At 69.4% G+C, this 17,806-nt stretch carries 14 protein-coding genes; 5 read left to right on the forward strand and 9 right to left on the reverse strand.

Going from position 1 to position 17,806, the window contains the following annotated elements; genetic code table 11:
• Positions 1 to 47: 47 nt before the first annotated feature.
• Complete coding sequence (locus ACIREI_RS20890) at positions 48 to 722, reverse strand: Crp/Fnr family transcriptional regulator (protein ID WP_015658871.1); 675 nt, start codon at positions 720 to 722, stop codon at positions 48 to 50.
• A gap of 368 nt (positions 723 to 1,090) precedes the next feature.
• Between ACIREI_RS20890 and nth the strand changes: the two genes are divergently transcribed.
• The 3 genes from nth to ACIREI_RS20905 all read left to right on the forward strand — a co-directional run bounded on the left by nth (position 1,091) and on the right by ACIREI_RS20905 (position 4,313).
• The gene (nth, locus tag ACIREI_RS20895; RefSeq protein WP_403334706.1) at positions 1,091 to 2,167 is read left to right on the forward strand and encodes an endonuclease III; all 1,077 of its coding nucleotides are present in this window, start codon (positions 1,091 to 1,093) and stop codon (positions 2,165 to 2,167) included.
• A gap of 151 nt (positions 2,168 to 2,318) precedes the next feature.
• Positions 2,319 to 3,014, forward strand: a complete 696-nt coding sequence (locus tag ACIREI_RS20900) for an NUDIX hydrolase (protein ID WP_403334708.1) — start codon at positions 2,319 to 2,321, stop codon at positions 3,012 to 3,014.
• A gap of 99 nt (positions 3,015 to 3,113) precedes the next feature.
• Positions 3,114 to 4,313 (forward strand): MarP family serine protease, encoded by a 1,200-nt coding sequence (locus ACIREI_RS20905; RefSeq protein WP_403334710.1) that lies wholly within the window; start codon positions 3,114 to 3,116, stop codon positions 4,311 to 4,313.
• Positions 4,314 to 4,326: 13 nt separating this feature from the next.
• On the opposite strand, the gene ACIREI_RS20910 is transcribed toward ACIREI_RS20905, so the two are convergent.
• The 6 genes from ACIREI_RS20910 to ACIREI_RS20935 all read right to left on the reverse strand — a co-directional run bounded on the left by ACIREI_RS20910 (position 4,327) and on the right by ACIREI_RS20935 (position 12,688).
• Positions 4,327 to 4,509: a hypothetical protein gene (locus tag ACIREI_RS20910; RefSeq protein ID WP_403334711.1), complete on the reverse strand. Its 183-nt coding sequence runs from the start codon at positions 4,507 to 4,509 to the stop codon at positions 4,327 to 4,329.
• A gap of 127 nt (positions 4,510 to 4,636) precedes the next feature.
• Positions 4,637 to 5,590: an alpha/beta fold hydrolase gene (locus ACIREI_RS20915; protein ID WP_403334713.1), complete on the reverse strand. Its 954-nt coding sequence runs from the start codon at positions 5,588 to 5,590 to the stop codon at positions 4,637 to 4,639.
• Positions 5,587 to 6,090, reverse strand: a complete 504-nt coding sequence (locus tag ACIREI_RS20920; RefSeq protein WP_403334715.1) for a phage holin family protein — start codon at positions 6,088 to 6,090, stop codon at positions 5,587 to 5,589. Before ACIREI_RS20920 ends, ACIREI_RS20915 begins: the two co-directional genes overlap by 4 nt.
• A 77-nt stretch (positions 6,091 to 6,167) precedes the next feature.
• Positions 6,168 to 7,607 carry a Na+/H+ antiporter NhaA gene (gene nhaA / locus ACIREI_RS20925; RefSeq protein ID WP_403334717.1) on the reverse strand — a complete coding sequence of 480 codons (1,440 nt, stop codon included), beginning with the start codon at positions 7,605 to 7,607 and terminating at the stop codon, positions 6,168 to 6,170.
• 201 nt (positions 7,608 to 7,808) lie between these two features.
• Positions 7,809 to 9,767: an acetate--CoA ligase gene (gene acs, locus ACIREI_RS20930; RefSeq protein WP_403334719.1), complete on the reverse strand. Its 1,959-nt coding sequence runs from the start codon at positions 9,765 to 9,767 to the stop codon at positions 7,809 to 7,811.
• A gap of 335 nt (positions 9,768 to 10,102) precedes the next feature.
• The gene (locus tag ACIREI_RS20935) at positions 10,103 to 12,688 is read right to left on the reverse strand and encodes a bifunctional SulP family inorganic anion transporter/carbonic anhydrase (protein WP_403334721.1); all 2,586 of its coding nucleotides are present in this window, start codon (positions 12,686 to 12,688) and stop codon (positions 10,103 to 10,105) included.
• Between the two features lie 299 nt (positions 12,689 to 12,987).
• On the opposite strand from ACIREI_RS20935, the gene ACIREI_RS20940 reads away from it, so the two are divergent.
• The gene (locus ACIREI_RS20940) at positions 12,988 to 14,316 is read left to right on the forward strand and encodes a hypothetical protein (RefSeq protein WP_403334723.1); all 1,329 of its coding nucleotides are present in this window, start codon (positions 12,988 to 12,990) and stop codon (positions 14,314 to 14,316) included.
• A 36-nt stretch (positions 14,317 to 14,352) separates the two neighbouring features.
• Here the strand turns inward: ACIREI_RS20940 and ACIREI_RS20945 are convergent, their stop codons facing one another.
• The gene (locus ACIREI_RS20945; protein WP_403334725.1) at positions 14,353 to 15,375 is read right to left on the reverse strand and encodes an ATP-binding protein; all 1,023 of its coding nucleotides are present in this window, start codon (positions 15,373 to 15,375) and stop codon (positions 14,353 to 14,355) included.
• Positions 15,376 to 15,476: 101 nt separating this feature from the next.
• Here ACIREI_RS20945 and ACIREI_RS20950 point away from each other — a divergent pair, with 101 nt between their 5' ends.
• Entirely contained in the window at positions 15,477 to 16,301 is an 825-nt protein-coding gene (locus tag ACIREI_RS20950; protein ID WP_403334726.1) for an oxidoreductase, read from the forward strand.
• Between the two features lie 574 nt (positions 16,302 to 16,875).
• Here ACIREI_RS20950 and ACIREI_RS20955 read toward each other — a convergent pair.
• Entirely contained in the window at positions 16,876 to 17,709 is an 834-nt protein-coding gene (locus ACIREI_RS20955) for an HAD family hydrolase (RefSeq protein WP_403334728.1), read from the reverse strand.
• Positions 17,710 to 17,806: the final 97 nt, after the last annotated feature.

A 17,806-nucleotide genomic window follows, 5' to 3' on the forward strand; every position in this document is an offset into this window, starting at 1 on the left:
GACGTTCTACGACGTGGACGCTGACCGGACGCCTGGGTCGGCCGCGCCTACCGCGACCGCTTGGCCAGCCGCTCCACGTCGAGCAGGATCACCGCACGCGCCTCCAGGCGGAGCCACCCGCGCTGCGCGAAGTCGGCCAGCGCCTTGTTGACCGTCTCGCGGGAGGCGCCGACCAGCTGGGCCAGCTCCTCCTGGGTGAGGTCGTGGACGACGTGGATGCCCTCTTCGGACTGCACGCCGAAGCGGCGGGAGAGGTCGAGGAGCGCGCGGGCCACACGACCGGGGACGTCCGAGAAGACGAGGTCGGACATCGCGTCGTTGGTGCGGCGCAGGCGGCGCGCGACGGCGCGCAGCAGCGCGGTGGCCACCTCGGGGCGGGCGTTCAGCCAGGGCTGGAGGTCGCCGTGGCCCAGACCCAGCAGCTTGACCTCGGTCAGCGCGGTGGCGGTCGCCGTACGCGGACCCGGGTCGAAGAGGGACAGCTCACCGATGAGCTCGCCGGGACCGACGACGGCCAGCATGTTCTCGCGGCCGTCGGGTGAGGTGCGGTGGAGCTTCACCTTGCCCTCGGTGACGACGTAGAGCCGGTCACCGGGGTCGCCCTCGTGAAACAGGGAGTCACCGCGTGCGAGGGTCACCTCACTCATGGAGGCGCGGAGCTCCGCGGACTGCTCGTCATCGAGCGCCGCGAAGAGCGGGTTGCGCCGCAGAACGTCGTCCACGAGTTCTCTCCTTGTCGACCTGCTCAGGGGATCTTGCTCCCCCGCGTACCAGGGGACCGTGGTGCCCATTTTGCCGGACAGTCCAAACAGTGTGATCTGTCACAAGGATGCCGCACAGGTGTCCCGGGGTACGCGGCAGGGGTCCAATTGGGGGCCGATCTTCAGGGTCCGGGGCGGATGTCGGTGCCGGGCTTTAGGCTGGCCGGGTGTCCAAATCGCCGGTGAGAGCACAGGCCAAGGGGGCTGGGCGGGTGGTTGTACGTCGCGATTCCGCTGTGGGCGAACAGAACCCCGGTGGCGGAAGGAAAACCGCAAAAGCGGCGAAAGGGGCGCCGGGTGCGGCGTCGGCGAGTGGCGAGAAAGCGGCGGTGAAGAGGACGTCGACCGCGAAGAAGGCCGCGCCGGCGAAGAGGACGGCGGCCGCCAAGAAAGCGGCGACTCCCAAGAAGGCGACGACCGCCAAGGAGGCGCCGGCCGCCAAGAAGGCAGCCACCGCCAAGAAGGCGTCGGCCGCTAAGAAAGCACCCACCGCCAAGAAGGCGACGGCGATTGCGAAAAAGGTGACCACGAAGCAGGCGATCACCAAGAAACCCGCCATCGCCCCCATAAAGGCCACCGCCGCGGTAAAGGGCGCCTCCCCCGTCAAAACCGTCACCCCGAAGCCCCCCACGGCCGAGTCCCGCACCGCGCTCGTGCGCCGAGCCCGCCGTATCAACCGCGAGCTCGCCGAGGTCTTCCCGTACGCCCACCCCGAGCTGGACTTCGACAACCCCTTCCAGCTCCTGGTCGCCACGGTCCTGTCCGCCCAGACCACCGACCTGCGGGTCAACCAGACGACTCCCGCGCTCTTCACCAAGTACCCCACCCCCGAGGACCTGGCCGCCGCGAACCCCGAGGAGGTGGAGGAGATCCTCCGTCCATGCGGGTTCTTCCGGGCCAAGACCAAGTCGGTGATGGGCCTGTCGAAGGCGCTGGTGGAGAACCACGGCGGCGAGGTCCCGGGCCGGCTCGAGGACCTGGTCAAGCTGCCCGGCGTCGGCCGCAAGACCGCCTTCGTCGTCCTCGGCAACGCCTTCGGCCACCCCGGCATCACCGTGGACACGCACTTCCAGCGGCTGGTGCGGCGCTGGCAGTGGACCGAGCAGACCGACCCGGACAAGATCGAGGCCGAGATCGGCGCGCTGTTCCCCAAGAGCGACTGGACGGACCTCTCGCACCACGTGATCTGGCACGGCCGCCGTATCTGCCACGCCCGCAAGCCCGCGTGCGGCGCCTGCCCCATCGCACCGCTCTGCCCGGCGTACGGCGAGGGCGAGACGGACCCCGAGAAGGCGAAGAAGCTCCTCAAGTACGAGAAGGGCGGCTTCCCCGGCCAGCGCCTCAAGCCCCCGCAGTCCTACCTGGACGCGGGCGGCAGGCCCGCCCCGCCGCTGGGGGCCGGATGACCGTGGGGACCGAAACGGTCGGGGCGCCGCGACGCGGTCGTAGGGCCGGGGCGGAGCGCTCCGGGTGTCGGCCGTTGTGTGGTCGTACGGCCCGGGCGGAACGATCTCGGTGCCCTCGGGCGTTGGAATCGGCAGAACGACGGGGGTGGCGATGACGCGCGCGAGCGGTACGCAGGACGGGCCGGTGGTGCTGAGCAAGAAGGGGCTGCCGGACTGGCTGGATCCGGTGGTGCGGGTCGTGGAGACGGTCGAGCCGTTGCAGCTGAGCCGGTTCCTGCCGCCGAAGAGCGGCGCGGGGCGCCAGTCCGCCGTACTGATCCTCTTCGGCGAGGGCGACCAAGGACCCGAGCTGCTGCTCATGGAGCGGGCCAGCTCGCTGCGTTCGCACGCCGGGCAGCCCTCCTTCCCGGGCGGCGCCCTCGACCCCGAGGACGGTGACCCGAAGGCCGACGGGCCGCTGCGAGCCGCGCTGCGCGAGGCCGAGGAGGAGACCGGGCTCGATCCCGGCGGCGTCCAGCTCTTCGGCGTGCTGCCCAAGCTGTACATCCCGGTCAGCGGCTTCGTCGTCACGCCCGTGCTGGGCTGGTGGCGCGAGCCGAGCCCGGTCGACGTCGTCGATCCGAACGAGACGGCACGCGTCTTCACCGTTCCCGTGGCGGATCTCACGAACCCGGACAACCGCGCCACCACCGTCCATCCCAGCGGCCACCGAGGTCCGGCATTTCTGGTCGAATCGGCCCTGGTCTGGGGTTTCACGGCCGGAATCATCGACCGTCTGCTCCATTTCTCGGGCTGGGAGCGGCCCTGGGACCGGGAGAAGCAGGTCCCGCTCGATTGGCGGTCATGACAGGGTGTCTGCCGTGCTGTGTTGCCCGGGGCGCTCCTGCCCCCGGTCCCCCCGGCCGTCCTGTGGTGATCGGAAAGTGACGAGGCGAGGCCTGAAGCAGTGAACGTGGTGGACATCCTGTTGCTGGTCGCCGCCGTGTGGTTCGCGATCGTGGGCTATCGCCAGGGCTTCGTCGTCGGCATCCTCTCGGTGATCGGGTTCCTCGGCGGCGGCCTGGTGGCCGTGTACCTCCTTCCGGTCATCTGGAACACGCTGACCGACAACGCGGAGGTGAGCACGACCGCCGCCGTCGTCGCGGTCGTCGTCATCATCATCTGCGCCTCCGTCGGCCAGGCCCTGACCACCCACCTCGGCAACAAGCTGCGCCGGTACATCACCTGGTCCCCGGCCCGCGCCCTGGACGCCACCGGCGGCGCCCTCGTCAATGTCGTCGCCATGCTCCTGGTGGCCTGGCTGATCGGTTCCGCCCTCGGGCAGACCACGCTGCCGGGGATGGGCAAGGAGGTCCGCAGCTCCAAGGTGCTGCTGGGCGTCTCCGAGGCGCTGCCCGACCAGGCCGACACCTGGTTCAAGGACTACACATCGGTCCTCGCGCAGAACGGCTTCCCCCAGGTCTTCAGCCCGTTCGCCAACGAGCCGATCAAGGAGGTCGCGCCGCCCGACCCGGCTCTCGCGGGCAGCCCGGTGGCCACCCGCGCCAAGCGCTCCATCGTCAAGGTGATGGGCACGGCGACGAGTTGCGGCAAGGTCCTGGAGGGCACCGGCTTCGTCTTCGCGGACCGCCGCGTCATGACCAACGCGCATGTGGTCGGCGGCGTCGACGAGCCCACCGTCCAGATAGGCGGTGAGGGCAAGCGGTACGACGCCACGGTCGTCCTCTACGACTGGGAGCGCGACATCGCCGTACTCGATGTGCCGGACATGAAGGCGCCCGCTCTGCAGTTCACGGCCACCGACGCCGAGAGCGGCGACAGCGCGATCATCGCGGGCTTCCCGGAGAACGGCTCGTACGACGTGCGTTCCGCGCGGGTGCGCGGGCGCCTGCCGGCCAACGGTCCGGACATCTATCACCGGGGCACCGTGCACCGTGATGTCTACTCGCTGTACGCGACCGTCCGCCAGGGCAACTCCGGCGGCCCGCTCCTCACGCCCGACGGCAAGGTGTACGGCGTGGTCTTCGCCAAGTCCCTCGACGACGCCGAGACCGGCTACGCGCTCACGGCGGACGAGATCCAGGAGGACATCGTCAAGGGCCGTACCGCCAACCAGCAGGTGGACAGCGACAGCTGCGCGCTCTGAGGGTCGGTCGAGTTCAGCCGCGCGGGTGGCGCAGGCGTACCGAGACCCAGCGGGCCCGGCGGCGCAGAATGCGCGGAATGCCCACCCGGGGGTCTGCGCCCGGCATCTGCGGGGCGCTGCCTCGCTGGTGGGGGCTCAGCCCATTGGCCGAGCGGCGATTGCGTGCTGCGTCACTGTAGTCGTGCGTCCAGCCCATACCCCGACGTCTGCCCCTGCCCCAAGGTCGATAACCGCCTCCAGGGCCCCCAATTGGCCTATGCGCCAGGCAATTGGCTGTTCGTAGGACACGTGTTCAGTTCCGGATACCGGGCGCATCGGCGCGGTCACCGATCGGGTTCGGGGTCTTTCAGCCAATTGATCAGTTCGGTCGAGAACGCGACCGGGTCCTCCTCGTGGGGGAAGTGCCCCAGCCCGTCGAACAGCCGCCAGCGGTAGGGCGCTTCGACGTACTCGCCCGAACCGGCCGCGCTGCGCGTGCGCATGACGGGGTCGAGGGAGCCGTGCAGATGGAGCGTCGGCACGCGCACCGGTCGCTTCATGCGCCGGTTGAACTGGATGCCGTCGGGGCGGGCCAGCGAGCGCACCATCCAACGGTACGGCTCGATGGAGCAGTGCGCCGTCGACGGGATGCAGATCGCGCGGCGGTACGCCTCCACCGCCTCGTCGTCCGGCAGGCGTGGGCCCGACCAGTCCCGGATCAGCCGGGCGACGAGGGCACCGTCGTCGGCCGTGAGCTGCCGCTCGGGAATCCAGGGCCGCTGAAACCCCCAGATGTAGGAGCTCGCACTCGTCTGCTTGACGTCCGAGAGCATCGCAGAGCGCCAGCGCCTGGGGTGCGGCATGGACGTGACCGCGAGCCGCCGTACGAGCTTGGGGCGCATCACGGCGGCCGTCCACGCCAGGTATCCGCCCAGGTCGTGGCCGACCAGCGCGGCGTCGGGCTCGCCGAGTGAGCGGATCACGCCGGTGATGTCGAGGGCGAGGTTGGCCGGGTCGTAACCGCGCGGTGTACGGTCGCTGCCGCCGACGCCCCTGAGGTCCATGGCGACGGCCCTGAAGCCCGCGTCGGCGAGGTCGACGAGCTGGTGCCGCCAGGTCCACCAGAACTGCGGGAAGCCGTGCAGCAGCAGCACCAGCGGGCCGTCGCCCATCTCCGCGATGTGGAAGCGCGCACCATTGGCGGCCACGTCCCGGTGCGTCACCTCTTTCCCGCCGGGGACGTCCAGTCGTACGACCGAGGCAGGTGGTTGCGCCGAAGGGGTGGCGGGATCCGTCATGACGACGAGCGTGCCACAGCCTCGATGGCCGCGGGCGCCCGGTCCTGAAGCTCCGGCGTCGTCGCCGGGCCCGGACGGGGGTGCGGCTTGGCCTTCTGCAGGACGCCCGCCGTCTCCTTCATCGAGGCGGCGACCTTCTGCGGACCCTTGCTCTTCTTGGCCTTCTTCGCGAAGACGACGCCGATCAGCACGAGGACGAGTGCGACGAGCACGTTCGCGGCGAAGGACAGCAGGAAGCAGATCGCGAGGTTCCAGTCGCTCCAGGTCCGAATGCCGTACGCCAGGGCGAAGTTCAGCATCGGCAGGGAGAACACCAGCACCGCACCGGCCAGCGTGAACGCGCCGCCGCTCGTCGCGCCGCGCTTGACGTCCTGCTTGAGCTGCGCTTTCGCCAGTGCGATCTCGTCGTGCACCAGCGCCGACATCTCGGTCGTCGCCGAGGCGAACAGCTGGCCGATGCTGCGTTCGGCGCCGACCGGGCTGCCGTCGGGTGCGCTCATCGCGGTCTCCCTCGTAGTTACGGTTCCGTCTTCTGCCTGACTGGGTACGGTTCCGTCTTTTGTACCGTCCCGTCAGATCATGCCCGACGGTGCTCCTCCTCGCTTGCCCTGCCCGCCACTTCGGCAAGCGCGTGGCGTGCGGCGGTCTTCTCCTCGGCGATACGGCGGTGCTCGGCGGCCTTGCGCTCGTGAATGGCGGCCATGCGCAGGTGGTACTCCGGTTCGTCCTGCTCGTAGATGTCCGGAATGCCGCTGGCGTCCTCGTCGAGCTCCTCGGCCTCGACCATCCTGCGGTACTTGGCGTTCCGTATCTTCAGCAGCACGGTCGCCAGGATCGCCGCGGTGAGGGAGCCGACGAGTACGGCGGCCTTGATCTCGTCGGTCATCGCGGCGTCGCCCTCGAAGGCGAGTTCGCCGATGAGCAGCGAGACGGTGAAGCCGATGCCGGCGAGGGTCGCGACGGCGAACACGTCCGCCCACTCCAGGTCGTCGCTGAGCGAGGCCCTGGTGAAACGTGCCGTCAGCCAGGTACCGCCGAAGATGCCGAGCGTCTTGCCGACGACCAGCCCGAGGACGACACCGAGCGTCTCCGGCTGGGTGAACACATCGCCGAGCGCGCCGCCGGAGATGGTCACACCGGCGCTGAACAGCGCGAACAGCGGCACGGCCAGGCCGGCCGACAGGGGGCGTACGAGGTGCTCGATGTGCTCACCGGGGGAGTGCGGCTCGTCCTCGTGCCGGGTGCAGCGCAGCATCAGCCCCATCGCCACGCCGGCGATGGTGGCGTGGACGCCGCTGTTGTACATCAGCCCCCAGATCACGAGGGCGAGCGGGACGTACACGTACCAGCCGCGTACGCCCTTCCTCAGCAGCAGCCAGAAGACGGCCAGGCCGACGACGGCGCCGCCGAGCGCGGCGAAGTTGATCTGGTCGGTGAAGAAGATCGCGATGATCAGGATCGCGAACAGGTCGTCGACGACGGCGAGCGTGAGCAGGAAGGCGCGCAGCGCGCTCGGCAGGGAGGTGCCGATGACGGCCAGCACGGCGAGCGCGAAGGCGATGTCGGTGGCCGTGGGCACGGCCCAGCCCTGCAGTGAGCCGCCGCCGGTGACGTTGGTCAGCGTGTAGACCAGCGCGGGCACCGCCATCCCGCACAGCGCCGCGACGACCGGCAGGGCGGCCGCCTTGGGGTCCTTGAGGTCGCCGGCGACCAGCTCACGCTTGAGCTCGATCCCGGCGACGAAGAAGAAGATCGCGAGGAGTCCGTCGGCGGCCCAGTGCTCGATGGACAGGTTCAGGCCGAGGGCCTCGGGGCCGAGGTGGAAGTGGCCGACGCTCTCGTAGCTGTCGTGCAGCACGGGGACGTTCGCCCAGAGCAGCGCGGTGATCGCGGCGACGAGCAGCAGCACACCACCGACGGTCTCGGTACGCAGCGCCTCCGCGACGAAGTTCCGCTCGGGGAGGGACAGCCGTCCGAAGACCTTGCGGACGGGAGTGGGGGTGCGGGGCGCGGCCACGAGGGGGACCTCCGGTCGGTGGGCAGGACAGAGCACATGCCGACCAGACTTCCCGGCGCACCTGAGGTTGAGCTTGTTTTGCTTAGCTTATCTAAGGGTGCGCCGGAGTGCATCCGCCCAGCTCCACCGTACGTAGCCGAAGGGCACCCGGCGCGCTTGTCGCCGAGTGCCCTCGAAGGCCGAACCCAGTCCTGGCCGGGCTCAGTCCTCGCTGGGTGCGGCGGGGAGCTTGGCCTGGATGAGGTCCATGACCGTCGAGTCGGTCAGCGTCGTGACATCACCGAGCTGGCGGTTCTCGGCGACGTCCCGCAGCAGCCGGCGCATGATCTTGCCGGAGCGGGTCTTGGGCAGCTCGGCCACCGGCAGGATCCGCTTGGGCTTGGCGATCGGGCCGAGGGTGGCGCCCACGTGGTCGCGCAGGGCGCTGACGAGGCCCTCGTCCTCGGCGTTCGCCGTGCCGCGCAGGATGACGAAGGCGACGATGGCCTGCCCGGTGGTCTCGTCGGCGGCGCCGACGACGGCCGCTTCCGCGACGGAGGGGTGGGAGACCAGGGCGGACTCGACCTCGGTGGTGGAGATGTTGTGGCCCGACACGAGCATGACGTCGTCGACGCGCCCGAGGAGCCAGATGTCCCCGTCGTCGTCCTTCTTCGCCCCGTCACCGGCGAAGTACTTGCCCTCGAAGCGCGACCAGTACGTGTCGAGGAAGCGCTGGTCGTCGCCCCAGATGGTGCGCAGCATCGACGGCCACGGCTCGGTCAGGACGAGGTAGCCGCCCCCGCCGTTCGGAACCTCGTTGGCCTCGTCGTCGACGACGGTCGCGGAGATACCGGGCAGCGGCGTCTGCGCGGAACCGGGCTTGGTCGCGGTGACGCCCGGCAGCGGGGAGATCATCATCGCGCCGGTCTCGGTCTGCCACCAGGTGTCCACGATCGGCGTGGTGTCGGCGCCGATGTGCTTGCGGTACCAGATCCACGCCTCGGGGTTGATCGGCTCACCGACCGAGCCGAGGATCCGCAGGGAGGACAGGTCGAACTTCGCGGGGATGTCGTCGCCCCACTTCATGAACGTACGGATGGCGGTCGGCGCCGTGTACAGGATCGTCACCCCGTACTTCTGCACGATCTCCCAGAAACGGCCCTGGTGCGGGGTGTCCGGCGTGCCCTCGTACATGACCTGCGTCGCGCCGTTGGCCAGCGGCCCGTACACGATGTATGAGTGCCCGGTGACCCAGCCGACGTCGGCGGTGCACCAGTACACGTCCGTCTCCGGCTTGAGGTCGAAGACGGCGTGGTGGGTGTAGGCGGCCTGGGTGAGGTAGCCGCCGGAGGTGTGCAGGATGCCCTTCGGCTTCCCCGTCGTCCCGGACGTGTAGAGGATGAACAGCGGCTGCTCGGCGTTGAACGCCTCGGGGGTGTGCTCGGCGGACTGCCGCTCGACGATCTCGTGCCACCAGACGTCACGGCTGTCGTCCCAGGCGACGTCCTGGCCGGTACGCCGTACGACGAGCACGTGCTCGACGTTGTCCACCTTGCCGATCGCCTCGTCCACGGCCGGCTTGAGCGCGGACGGCTTGCCGCGCCGGTAGCCGCCGTCGGAGGTGATGACGACCTTGGCGTCCGCGTCCTGGATGCGGGTGGCGAGGGCGTCCGCCGAGAAGCCGCCGAACACGACGGAGTGCGCGGCGCCGATACGGGCGCACGCCAGCATCGCGACCGCCGTCTCGGGGATCATCGGCATGTAGACGGCGACCCGGTCGCCCTTCTGAACTCCCAGCTCCAGCAGGGCGTTGGCGGCCTTGGAGACCTCGTCCTTGAGCTCGGCGTAGGTGATCGCGCGGCTGTCGCCGGGCTCGCCCTCGAAGTGGATGGCGACCCGGTCACCGAGCCCGGCCTCCACGTGCCGGTCCACGCAGTTGTACGCGACGTTCAGCTCGCCGTCCTTGAACCACTTCGCGAACGGCGGGTTCGACCAGTCCAGCGTCTCCGTCGGCTCCTTGGCCCAGGTCAGCCGACGGGCCTGCTCGGCCCAGAAGCCGAGCCTGTCAGCCTTGGCCTGTTCATACGCCTCCGCAGTGACGTTGGCGCCTGCTGCCAGGTCGGCGGAGGGTGCGAACCTGCGCTCTTCCTTGAGCAGGTTGGCCAGGCTTTCGTTGCTCACGACATCTCCCTTTCCCAGGGTGTCCGTTGTGTCCCAGGCCACAGCTCATCAGACCCGGGGGCCCGATGACAAGGGTCGACGGAAAATTGGTTTAGACCTATCGGCAGGGGGTTGGGCCGGGGTGGCCCGGAGGTTCTTTCGGAACCGGGGTCATCCGTTCCCACGGACGCCGCACGGACGCGGTTCAGCTCTGTAATCCCTTTCACATTCCGGATCACACTCCGGCCCGGCGCAGGTGAAAGGGCCCGTCAACCCGCATCCCTCAGGTTCGGGGTCGTGGCCCCTTCACAAGAGGCCGCGGCCCCGCGCCGAGCGGGGCCGCGTACCTCTCCGCGTCACGCCGACAGATCCGCCACTCCCACGTCGTCGAACACCTCGTCGTCGTTCCCCTCGGTGAGCAGATACGCCTGCGCCTCGCCCACGTGGAAGTACATCCCGTGCAACTCCAACACCCCAGCCCGCAGGGCTTGGGCCACCGACTCGTGGGCGCGCAGGTGCTCCAACTGCTGGACCACGTTGGTCAGACAGAGCTGCTCGACCGCGTCCGCCGGCGCCCGACCGGCGAGTCTGGCCCACGGCCGGCTCTCGTCGGACAGCCGCTCCAGGCTCGGCAGCCCGTGCCTCAGCCACCGCCGGAGCGGGGTCTGCGGACCACCGGGCTCGGAGTTCAGCAACGCCTGCATGGCCCCGCACCCGGAGTGCCCACACACCGTGATGGACCGCACCTGCAGCACGTCCACCGCGTACTCGATCGCCGCCGCCACCGAGTCGTCGCCGCTCTCCTGGCCGGGAAGCGGGATGAGGTTGCCGACGTTGCGCACCACGAACAGGTCGCCTGGACCACTGGAGGTGATCATCGACGTGACCAGCCGTGAATCCGCGCAGGTCAGGAACAGCTGGGAGGGCTGCTGCCCCTCACGCGCCAGCCGCGCCAGCTCACTGCGCACCAGGGGCGCGGTGTTGCGCTGGAACGCGCTGATGCCGCGTGCCAGTTGATGTGCGCTCGGTCGACTCCCTTCGGCTCCACCGGACCCGTCGGCTCTGCTCTCAACGGGGCGGCCGGACCGGGCGGGCCCTTCGGCGCCGTCGGCCTCTCCAACCGCGTCGAGCTCGCCCGCGGCTTTGGAGGCGTCGGCGTCGCAGGACACGCCGTCGGCCCTGTCGCTCTCGCTTTCGCTTTCGCCGGTCCCGGTCGCCTGCGTGTCCCTGGGGTGTCCGTCCTGGGAGGTCACGGACTCCGGGATCTCGCACTGGTGGTTGCGCCAGGCCGTCCAGGGGTGGCACCGGCAGTCGGCCGACTCGGCGGCGTTCCCGGCGTCGAGATGGAGGCCGACCGGTCCCGTCGGCTCGCCGATCCGGACCCCGGCCCTGCGGCCGATCAGCTCGACGGAGCCGCCGTGCGCGGTGTGCGTGTTCTGCCAGTCCTGCAGTGATTCGTACGCCGCGTGGTCCATGAACGAACCGTCCAACTCCACGACGACCTCAGCGCCTTGGGGTACGAGATGCAGGGCCCGGCTGAGCCGTGGCACCGCGAGGAACGTCAGCTGTCCTCGTACATGTACGTGATGGACTCCTTCCTTCTCGTCATGCGTGATCCGGGTGCGGGTGAGGCGGTGCAGGGCGACGGCGACGGCCATGGCGATCCCCACAGCCACGCCCTCCAGGACGCCGAAGAACACCACGCCGAGGGTGGTGACGGCGTACACCAGCACCTCTCGGTGGCGGGTCACCGTGCGGATGTGGTGCAGGGACACCATCTGGATGCCGACGGCCATCACCAGGGCGGCGAGCGAGGCGAGCGGGATGAGCTCCAGGATCGGGACCATCAGCAGCGCGGCGACTACTACGAAAACGCCGTGCAGCATCGTGGAGTTCCGGCTCACGGCACCGGCTTGCACATTCGCCGAACTTCGCACCGCCACACCGGCCACGGGCAGTCCGCCGAGTGTGCCGGAGACGATGTTCGCGGCGCCCTGTCCGAGCAGTTCGCAGTCCAGATCGGAGCGGCCGACGCGACTGGACCGGCCGGGCCGGGCGCCGACCAGATCGGGGCGGGAGGCGACCAGCTTGTCCACCGCGACCGCGCCGAGCAGCGACTGCACGCTGCACACCAACGTGATGGTGAGCACGGCGGCGGCGAGCCCGAGCACCGGGCCCTCGGGGAGCCCGGCCAGGGCGTGGCTGCTCCAGGAGGGCAGGTCGACCTTGGGCAGGGTGAGCCCGGCGAGCGAGGCGGTGGCGGTGGCACCGGTGACGGCGACGAGCGCGGCGGGGACCTTGCGCAGGAGGCGTCCGACGCGCCCGGGGATGCGAGGCCAGAGCAGCAGCAGGGCCAGTGTCAGCGCGCTCACCGATACGGCGGCCGGGTGCAGGTTCGCCAACTGGGCGGGCAGTGCCCGGAGGTTGTCGAGGACGACGCTCTGCGGGGTGCTGCCCAGGACGATGTGCAGCTGCGCCACGGCGATGGTGACGCCGATGCCGGCGAGCATGCCGTGCACGATGGCGGGGCTGACGGCGAGGGCGCTGCGGGCCACGCGCAGGCAGCCCAGCCCCAGTTGGGCGAGGCCGGCCAGCACGGTGATGGCGCAGGTCGTCCGCCAGCCGTAGCGCTGGATGAGGTCGGCGGTGACGACGGTGAGTCCGGCGGCGGGACCGCTGACCTGGAGGGGTGAGCCGCCGAGCCATCCGACGACGATGCCCCCGACGGCGGCGGCGACGAGGCCGGCCTGCAGGGGCGCACCGGTGGCCAGGGCGATGCCCAGGGACAGGGGAAGCGCGATCAGGAAGACCGCGATCGAGGCCGACACGTCGGCGCCCGCGATGCGGAAGCGGCGGGGCCGGGTCGGAGGCGGACTGTGGGGCTCGTGGATGCGCGTCTCTCGACGTGGGTCGTTGGCGCGGGTGGGGACGCAGGCGGACATGTTTCCCGTCTCCTCCGGGGCAGCGCGGTCGCGGATCTGGTGGTCCCTCGCTCCTGGGCGAGGGGTCGGGTCGCGGCCGTGTGGTCACGGCATGCAGCGGCGGGATGCATCAACAGTCGGTAAACGGATCGTAATGCAGAGTAAAGGCCAGGAATAGATTTTCCGAGCAAATGGACTAATAAATCCCCCCAAAGGGTGAAGTGGTTGATTAGTCGGCTTGTCGTACTAATTCCTTCTTGATCCCGTGCGACCTTGGCGGCGCTGTCGGCACCCGAGAGAAGGAAGAAGGTGGACGGAACATGGCCGCCACCCGCAGGTTCGCCGCCCCCCGCAGGATTTCCGCGACGCACAGGATCGTCGTGACGCACAGGATCGCCGCGGGTACCGCGATCGCCGCGGTCTGCGCCGTATCGCTCGCCGGTTGCTCGACCGGCACCGACCCGATCCGGCAGGGAGCGTCCGGACCGCAGAAGCCGCAGCCGGCGGCGCCCGCGCCCCAAAGTGCGGTCCGCCTGATCGGCGACGGGTCCACCGCGTACACCGGAGCCCAGCCACACCTGCCCAGACCCGAACGCCTGAGGTCAGGTCAGACGCCCCCACAGTTCGTGGTGTTCTCCTGGGACGGCGCCGGCGAGGACGGCCAGAAGCTGTTCTCCCACTTCCGCGGGGTCGCCAAGGCGAACAACGCGACGATGACGTACTTCCTCAGCGGCGTGTACATGCTGCCGGACCACAAGCGCGACCTGTACCGCCCGCCGCAGCACTCCCCGGGCCGCTCGGACATCGGCTTCAACGACGTGGAGGGCATCGCCGACACCGTCAAGCAGCTACGTCTGGCATGGCTCGAGGGCAACGAGATCGGCACCCACTTCAACGGCCACTTCTGCGGCAGCGGCGGCGGAGTCGGCGAATGGTCGGTCGAGGAGTGGAAGGACGAGATCACTCAGGCGAAGAGGTTCGTGAAGTCCTGGAAGACCAACACCGGCATGGCGAACGCGGCCCCCCTGCCCTTCGACTACGACAAGGAACTCATCGGCGCCCGTACGCCCTGTCTGGAAGGCCGGAAGAACTTCGTCAGGGCCGCCCGCGAGATGGGCTTCCGCTATGACTCGAGCGGCGTCAACAATCAGGTCTGGCCCGCGAAGAAGGGGGGCCTGTGGGACCTGTCGATGCAGCTCGTGCCCTTCCCCGGGCACTCCTACGAGCAGCTCACCATGGACTACAACTTCATGGTCAACCAGTCGGGCACCACGAGCCAGGGCAACCCCGCCAAGTACGACTTCTGGGGCGACCAGATGCGCGACGGCCTGCTCATGGGCTTCCGCCGGGCCTACGACGGCAACCGAGCGCCCCTGATCATCGGCAACCACTTCGAGTCCTGGAACGGCGGCACCTACATGCGCGCCGTCGAGGACGTCGTCGAGGCCGTCTGCAACAAACCCGACGTGCGCTGCGTCTCCTTCCGACAGCTCGCCGACTGGCTGGACGCCCAGGACCCGACCGTCCTGAGGAAGCTGCGCACGCTGGGGGTCGGCGAGGCCCCGAAGCAGGGCTGGGCGTCCTTCCTCTCGGGACGGCCCGCCCCGGCCCCGAAGGGGGCGCCAGGGGCGCCGGCGGTCAAGCAGTAACGGTCGGCGCGGTCAAGCAGTAACAGGTCAGACCGGTCAAGCAGGAGCGTTCAGGGGCGAGTTGTCCTCACGCAGGCCGGTGACGCTCTCACTGTGTGCCTCACCCGGCACGAACCCGGGGTCGATCTGCGCCGTCAGGTCGGCCCCGGCGCGCTCGTTCCCCCAGGACCGGGCGTTCTTCAGATGGAAGTGCACCATCTGGCGCGTGTATCGCTCCCAGTCCCGCAGCTCGTACGTCGCGTCCACGGCCGTGCGCAGCCGGCGCAGGGCGAGGTGGTTGGCGTCCTCCAGGAGCTCGAACCGGGGCGGGCGGCCCTTCTCCATGGCACGCACCCAGTCGGAGTGCCCGACGGTCACCAGCAGGTCGTCCCCGACCTCGGCGCGGAGGAAGTCGAGGTCGTCCTGTCCCTGCACCTTGTTGCCGACGACCTTCAGGACGACTCCGAAGTCGCGGGCGTACTCCTTGTACTGGCGATAGACGCAGACCCCCTTCCGGGTCGGCTCGGCGACGAGGAACGTGATGTCGAAGCGGGTGAACATGCCGGAGGCGAAGGAGTCCGAGCCCGCCGTCATGTCGACCACGACGTACTCGTCGGGGCCGTCCACCAGGTGGTTCAGGAACAGCTCCACCGCCCCCGTCTTGGAGTGGTAGCAGGCGACCCCGAGGTCGGAGTCCGTGAAGGGGCCGGTGACCATCAAACGGACGGCGCCGCCGTCGAGTTCCACCGGCCGGGCGCAGGCGTCGTAGACCGGATTGTTCTCGCGTACGCGCAGCAGCCGCGAACCCTCGCCGGGCGGCGTCGTCTTGATCATCACCTGGGCGGAGGCGATCCGCGGATTGGAGCCGCGCAGGTAGTCCTTGATCAGCGGCAGCCGCTCGCCCATCGCGGGCAGCGCGGCGGCCTCCCGCTCGTCGAGGCCGAGCGCGGCTCCCAGGTGCTGGTTGATATCGGCGTCGATGGCGACGACCGGCGCGCCCGTGGCGGCGAGGTGGCGGACGAACAAGGAGGACAGCGTGGTCTTGCCGCTGCCGCCCTTCCCGACGAAAGCAATTTTCATGTTCACGAAGGGTAGTGGCGTAGTAGCTGTATGTGGCAGGCGTGCGTGAAGAAGGCCACTCGATCGTGGGGTGAGGGCTCGGGGTGCGTAATGTCGTACTCATGAGTACGACAGGTGCGACCGCCGACCCGCTCGCGGCCCTCGGTTCACTGCCCGGTGTGCCCGAGTCCGTGGAGTGCGTGCGCAAGGCCGTGGACCGGGTCTACGGGCACCGGATCATGCGGCGTCGCAGCAACGAGATCACCTCCGAGGCGGCGCTGCGCGGTGCCCGTGGTTCCGGGGCGCTGTCGGGTGCCGACTGGGAGCTCGAAGAGGTGCGTCGGCGCACCGACTTCAGCGGTGACGACGAGGCGCGCGTCATGGGTGCGGCCCTGCGGCTCACGGCCGAGGCGGGCCAACTGCTGTCCATCTGGCGGCAGTCGCCGCTTCGGGTGCTGGCCCGGCTGCACCTCGTGGCTGCTGCGAGCAAGGACGACAAGGTCGGGCGGCCGCGCCAGGAGGGCGAGTCGGTCGACGAGCCGTTGGTCGAGCTGCCGCTGCCGAGCGCGGCGGAGGTGCACGGCCGTCTGGAAGGCCTGTCCGAGCTGATCATCGTCGGCGGATCGGCGCCCGCCCTGGTGACGGCCGCTGTCGTGCACGGCGAGATCCTCGCGCTGCGCCCCTTCACTTCCCGCAACGGCCTCGTCGCGCGCGCGGCCGAGCGCATCGTCCTGGTCGGCAGCGGTCTCGACCCGAAGTCCGTCTGCCCGGCGGAGGTCGGCCACGCCGAACTGGGCCGCGCCGCCTATCTGGCGGCGCTCGAAGGCTATGTCTCCGGCACGCCCGAGGGCATGGCCGCCTGGATCGCCCACTGCGGCAAGGCCATCCAGCTCGGCGCGCGCGAGTCGACGGCGGTGTGCGAGGCGCTGCAGCGTGGGGCGGCGTAACCGCGGCCGCCTCGGCGGCAGCACGCGAGCGAGTGTGGGTCGCGGTGACGCACGCGCGCGTGGGGTGTCGGGCATGGGGGCGTGGGACTGTCGTAACGCACGCGCGCGTGAGGCGTCGTAGGTCGGACCGAGAGTCGTCGGGCCGAGAATCGTCGGACCGAGAGTCGTCGGACCGAGAGTCGTAGGGCGCGAAAAAAGCCCCGCACGGGGGCTCATATGAGTTGCGGCGGTACGAGGATTCGTACCGCCGCTGGCATGTCCACCGGGTTACCAAGCGTCCTCGATATGTTGCCCATCAGGTCGGGAACTTTGCCCGTCACCTGGTGTGGCTGGCCCGTAATCGACGGGTCGACGTCGCGTGGGTGCCCGGTGTTCATGCTCGGTCCGTGGGGCCAAATGCGTATTAAAGGTGATCCTCGCGGATGTCCTTGGTCTCGCGGGCCGTTGAGTCCTTTGTACTCCAGGACCCAACCAAGTGGAAGGCCTGGTTGCAGTTCTTTACTTTTACTCTCAAAACCGCGTCAAAAGGGCGCTGATACCTCGAACTGGGCACAGGGAAACCGGGAGGCGCAGGTCAGGTGAGAGCCGTACGGCGTCGACTCGCGTACCAGACCAGCCCTGCGGTGGCCGCGGCTGCTCCTACGGCCGCCGCCGCGACGAGGGCGGGTCGCGGCGGCACGGAGAAGGAGGGGATCCGCTGCTTGAGCCGGACCGGGCGGTGGAAGTCGAGAATCGGCCACCCGCGCGCGAGTGCCTCGCGGCGCAGCGCGCGGTCGGGGTTCACGGCGTGCGGGTTGCCTACGGACTGAAGCATCGGCACGTCGGTGGCTGAATCGCTGTAGGCGTAGCAACGGGAGAGGTCGTAGCCCTCGGACTCCGCCAGCTCCTTGATCGCCTCGGCCTTCGTCGGGCCGTAGGCGTAGTACTCCACCTCGCCGGTGAAGCAGCCGTCGTCGCCCACGACCATGCGCGTGGCCACCACGCGGTCGGCGCCGAGCAACTCGCCGATCGGCTCGACCACCTCGGCACCCGACGTGGAAACGATCACGACGTCGCGGCCGGCGGTGTGGTGCTCCTCGATGAGGGAGGCGGCCTCGTCGTAGATGATCGGGTCGATCAGATCGTGCAGCGTCTCGGCGACGATCTCCTTGACCTGCTGGACGTTCCAGCCGCGGACGAGCGCCGAGAGGTACTCGCGCGTGCGCTCCATCTGGTCATGGTCCATACCGCCCAGGCGGAAGACGAACTGGGCATATGCGGTCCGCAAGGCGGCCCTGCGGTTGATCAGACCGCCTTGGTAGAAGGACTTGCTGAACGTGAGCGTGCTCGACTTCGCAATGACCGTCTTGTCCAGGTCAAAGAAGGCCGCTGTGCGGGGCAAGGAGTGGTTTTCCACAACCCTGAGCATAGGGGCAGCCCATTCGGCGTAAGGTGGGCGCGTGGGTTTGCCTGAGAGGGCTCTCGGGTACACCATGGAAGTCACGGATCGTTCGCGACCGTGCTAA

This window comes from Streptomyces sp. NPDC093591, assembly GCF_044764885.1.
In the GTDB taxonomy this organism is placed as follows: domain Bacteria; phylum Actinomycetota; class Actinomycetes; order Streptomycetales; family Streptomycetaceae; genus Streptomyces.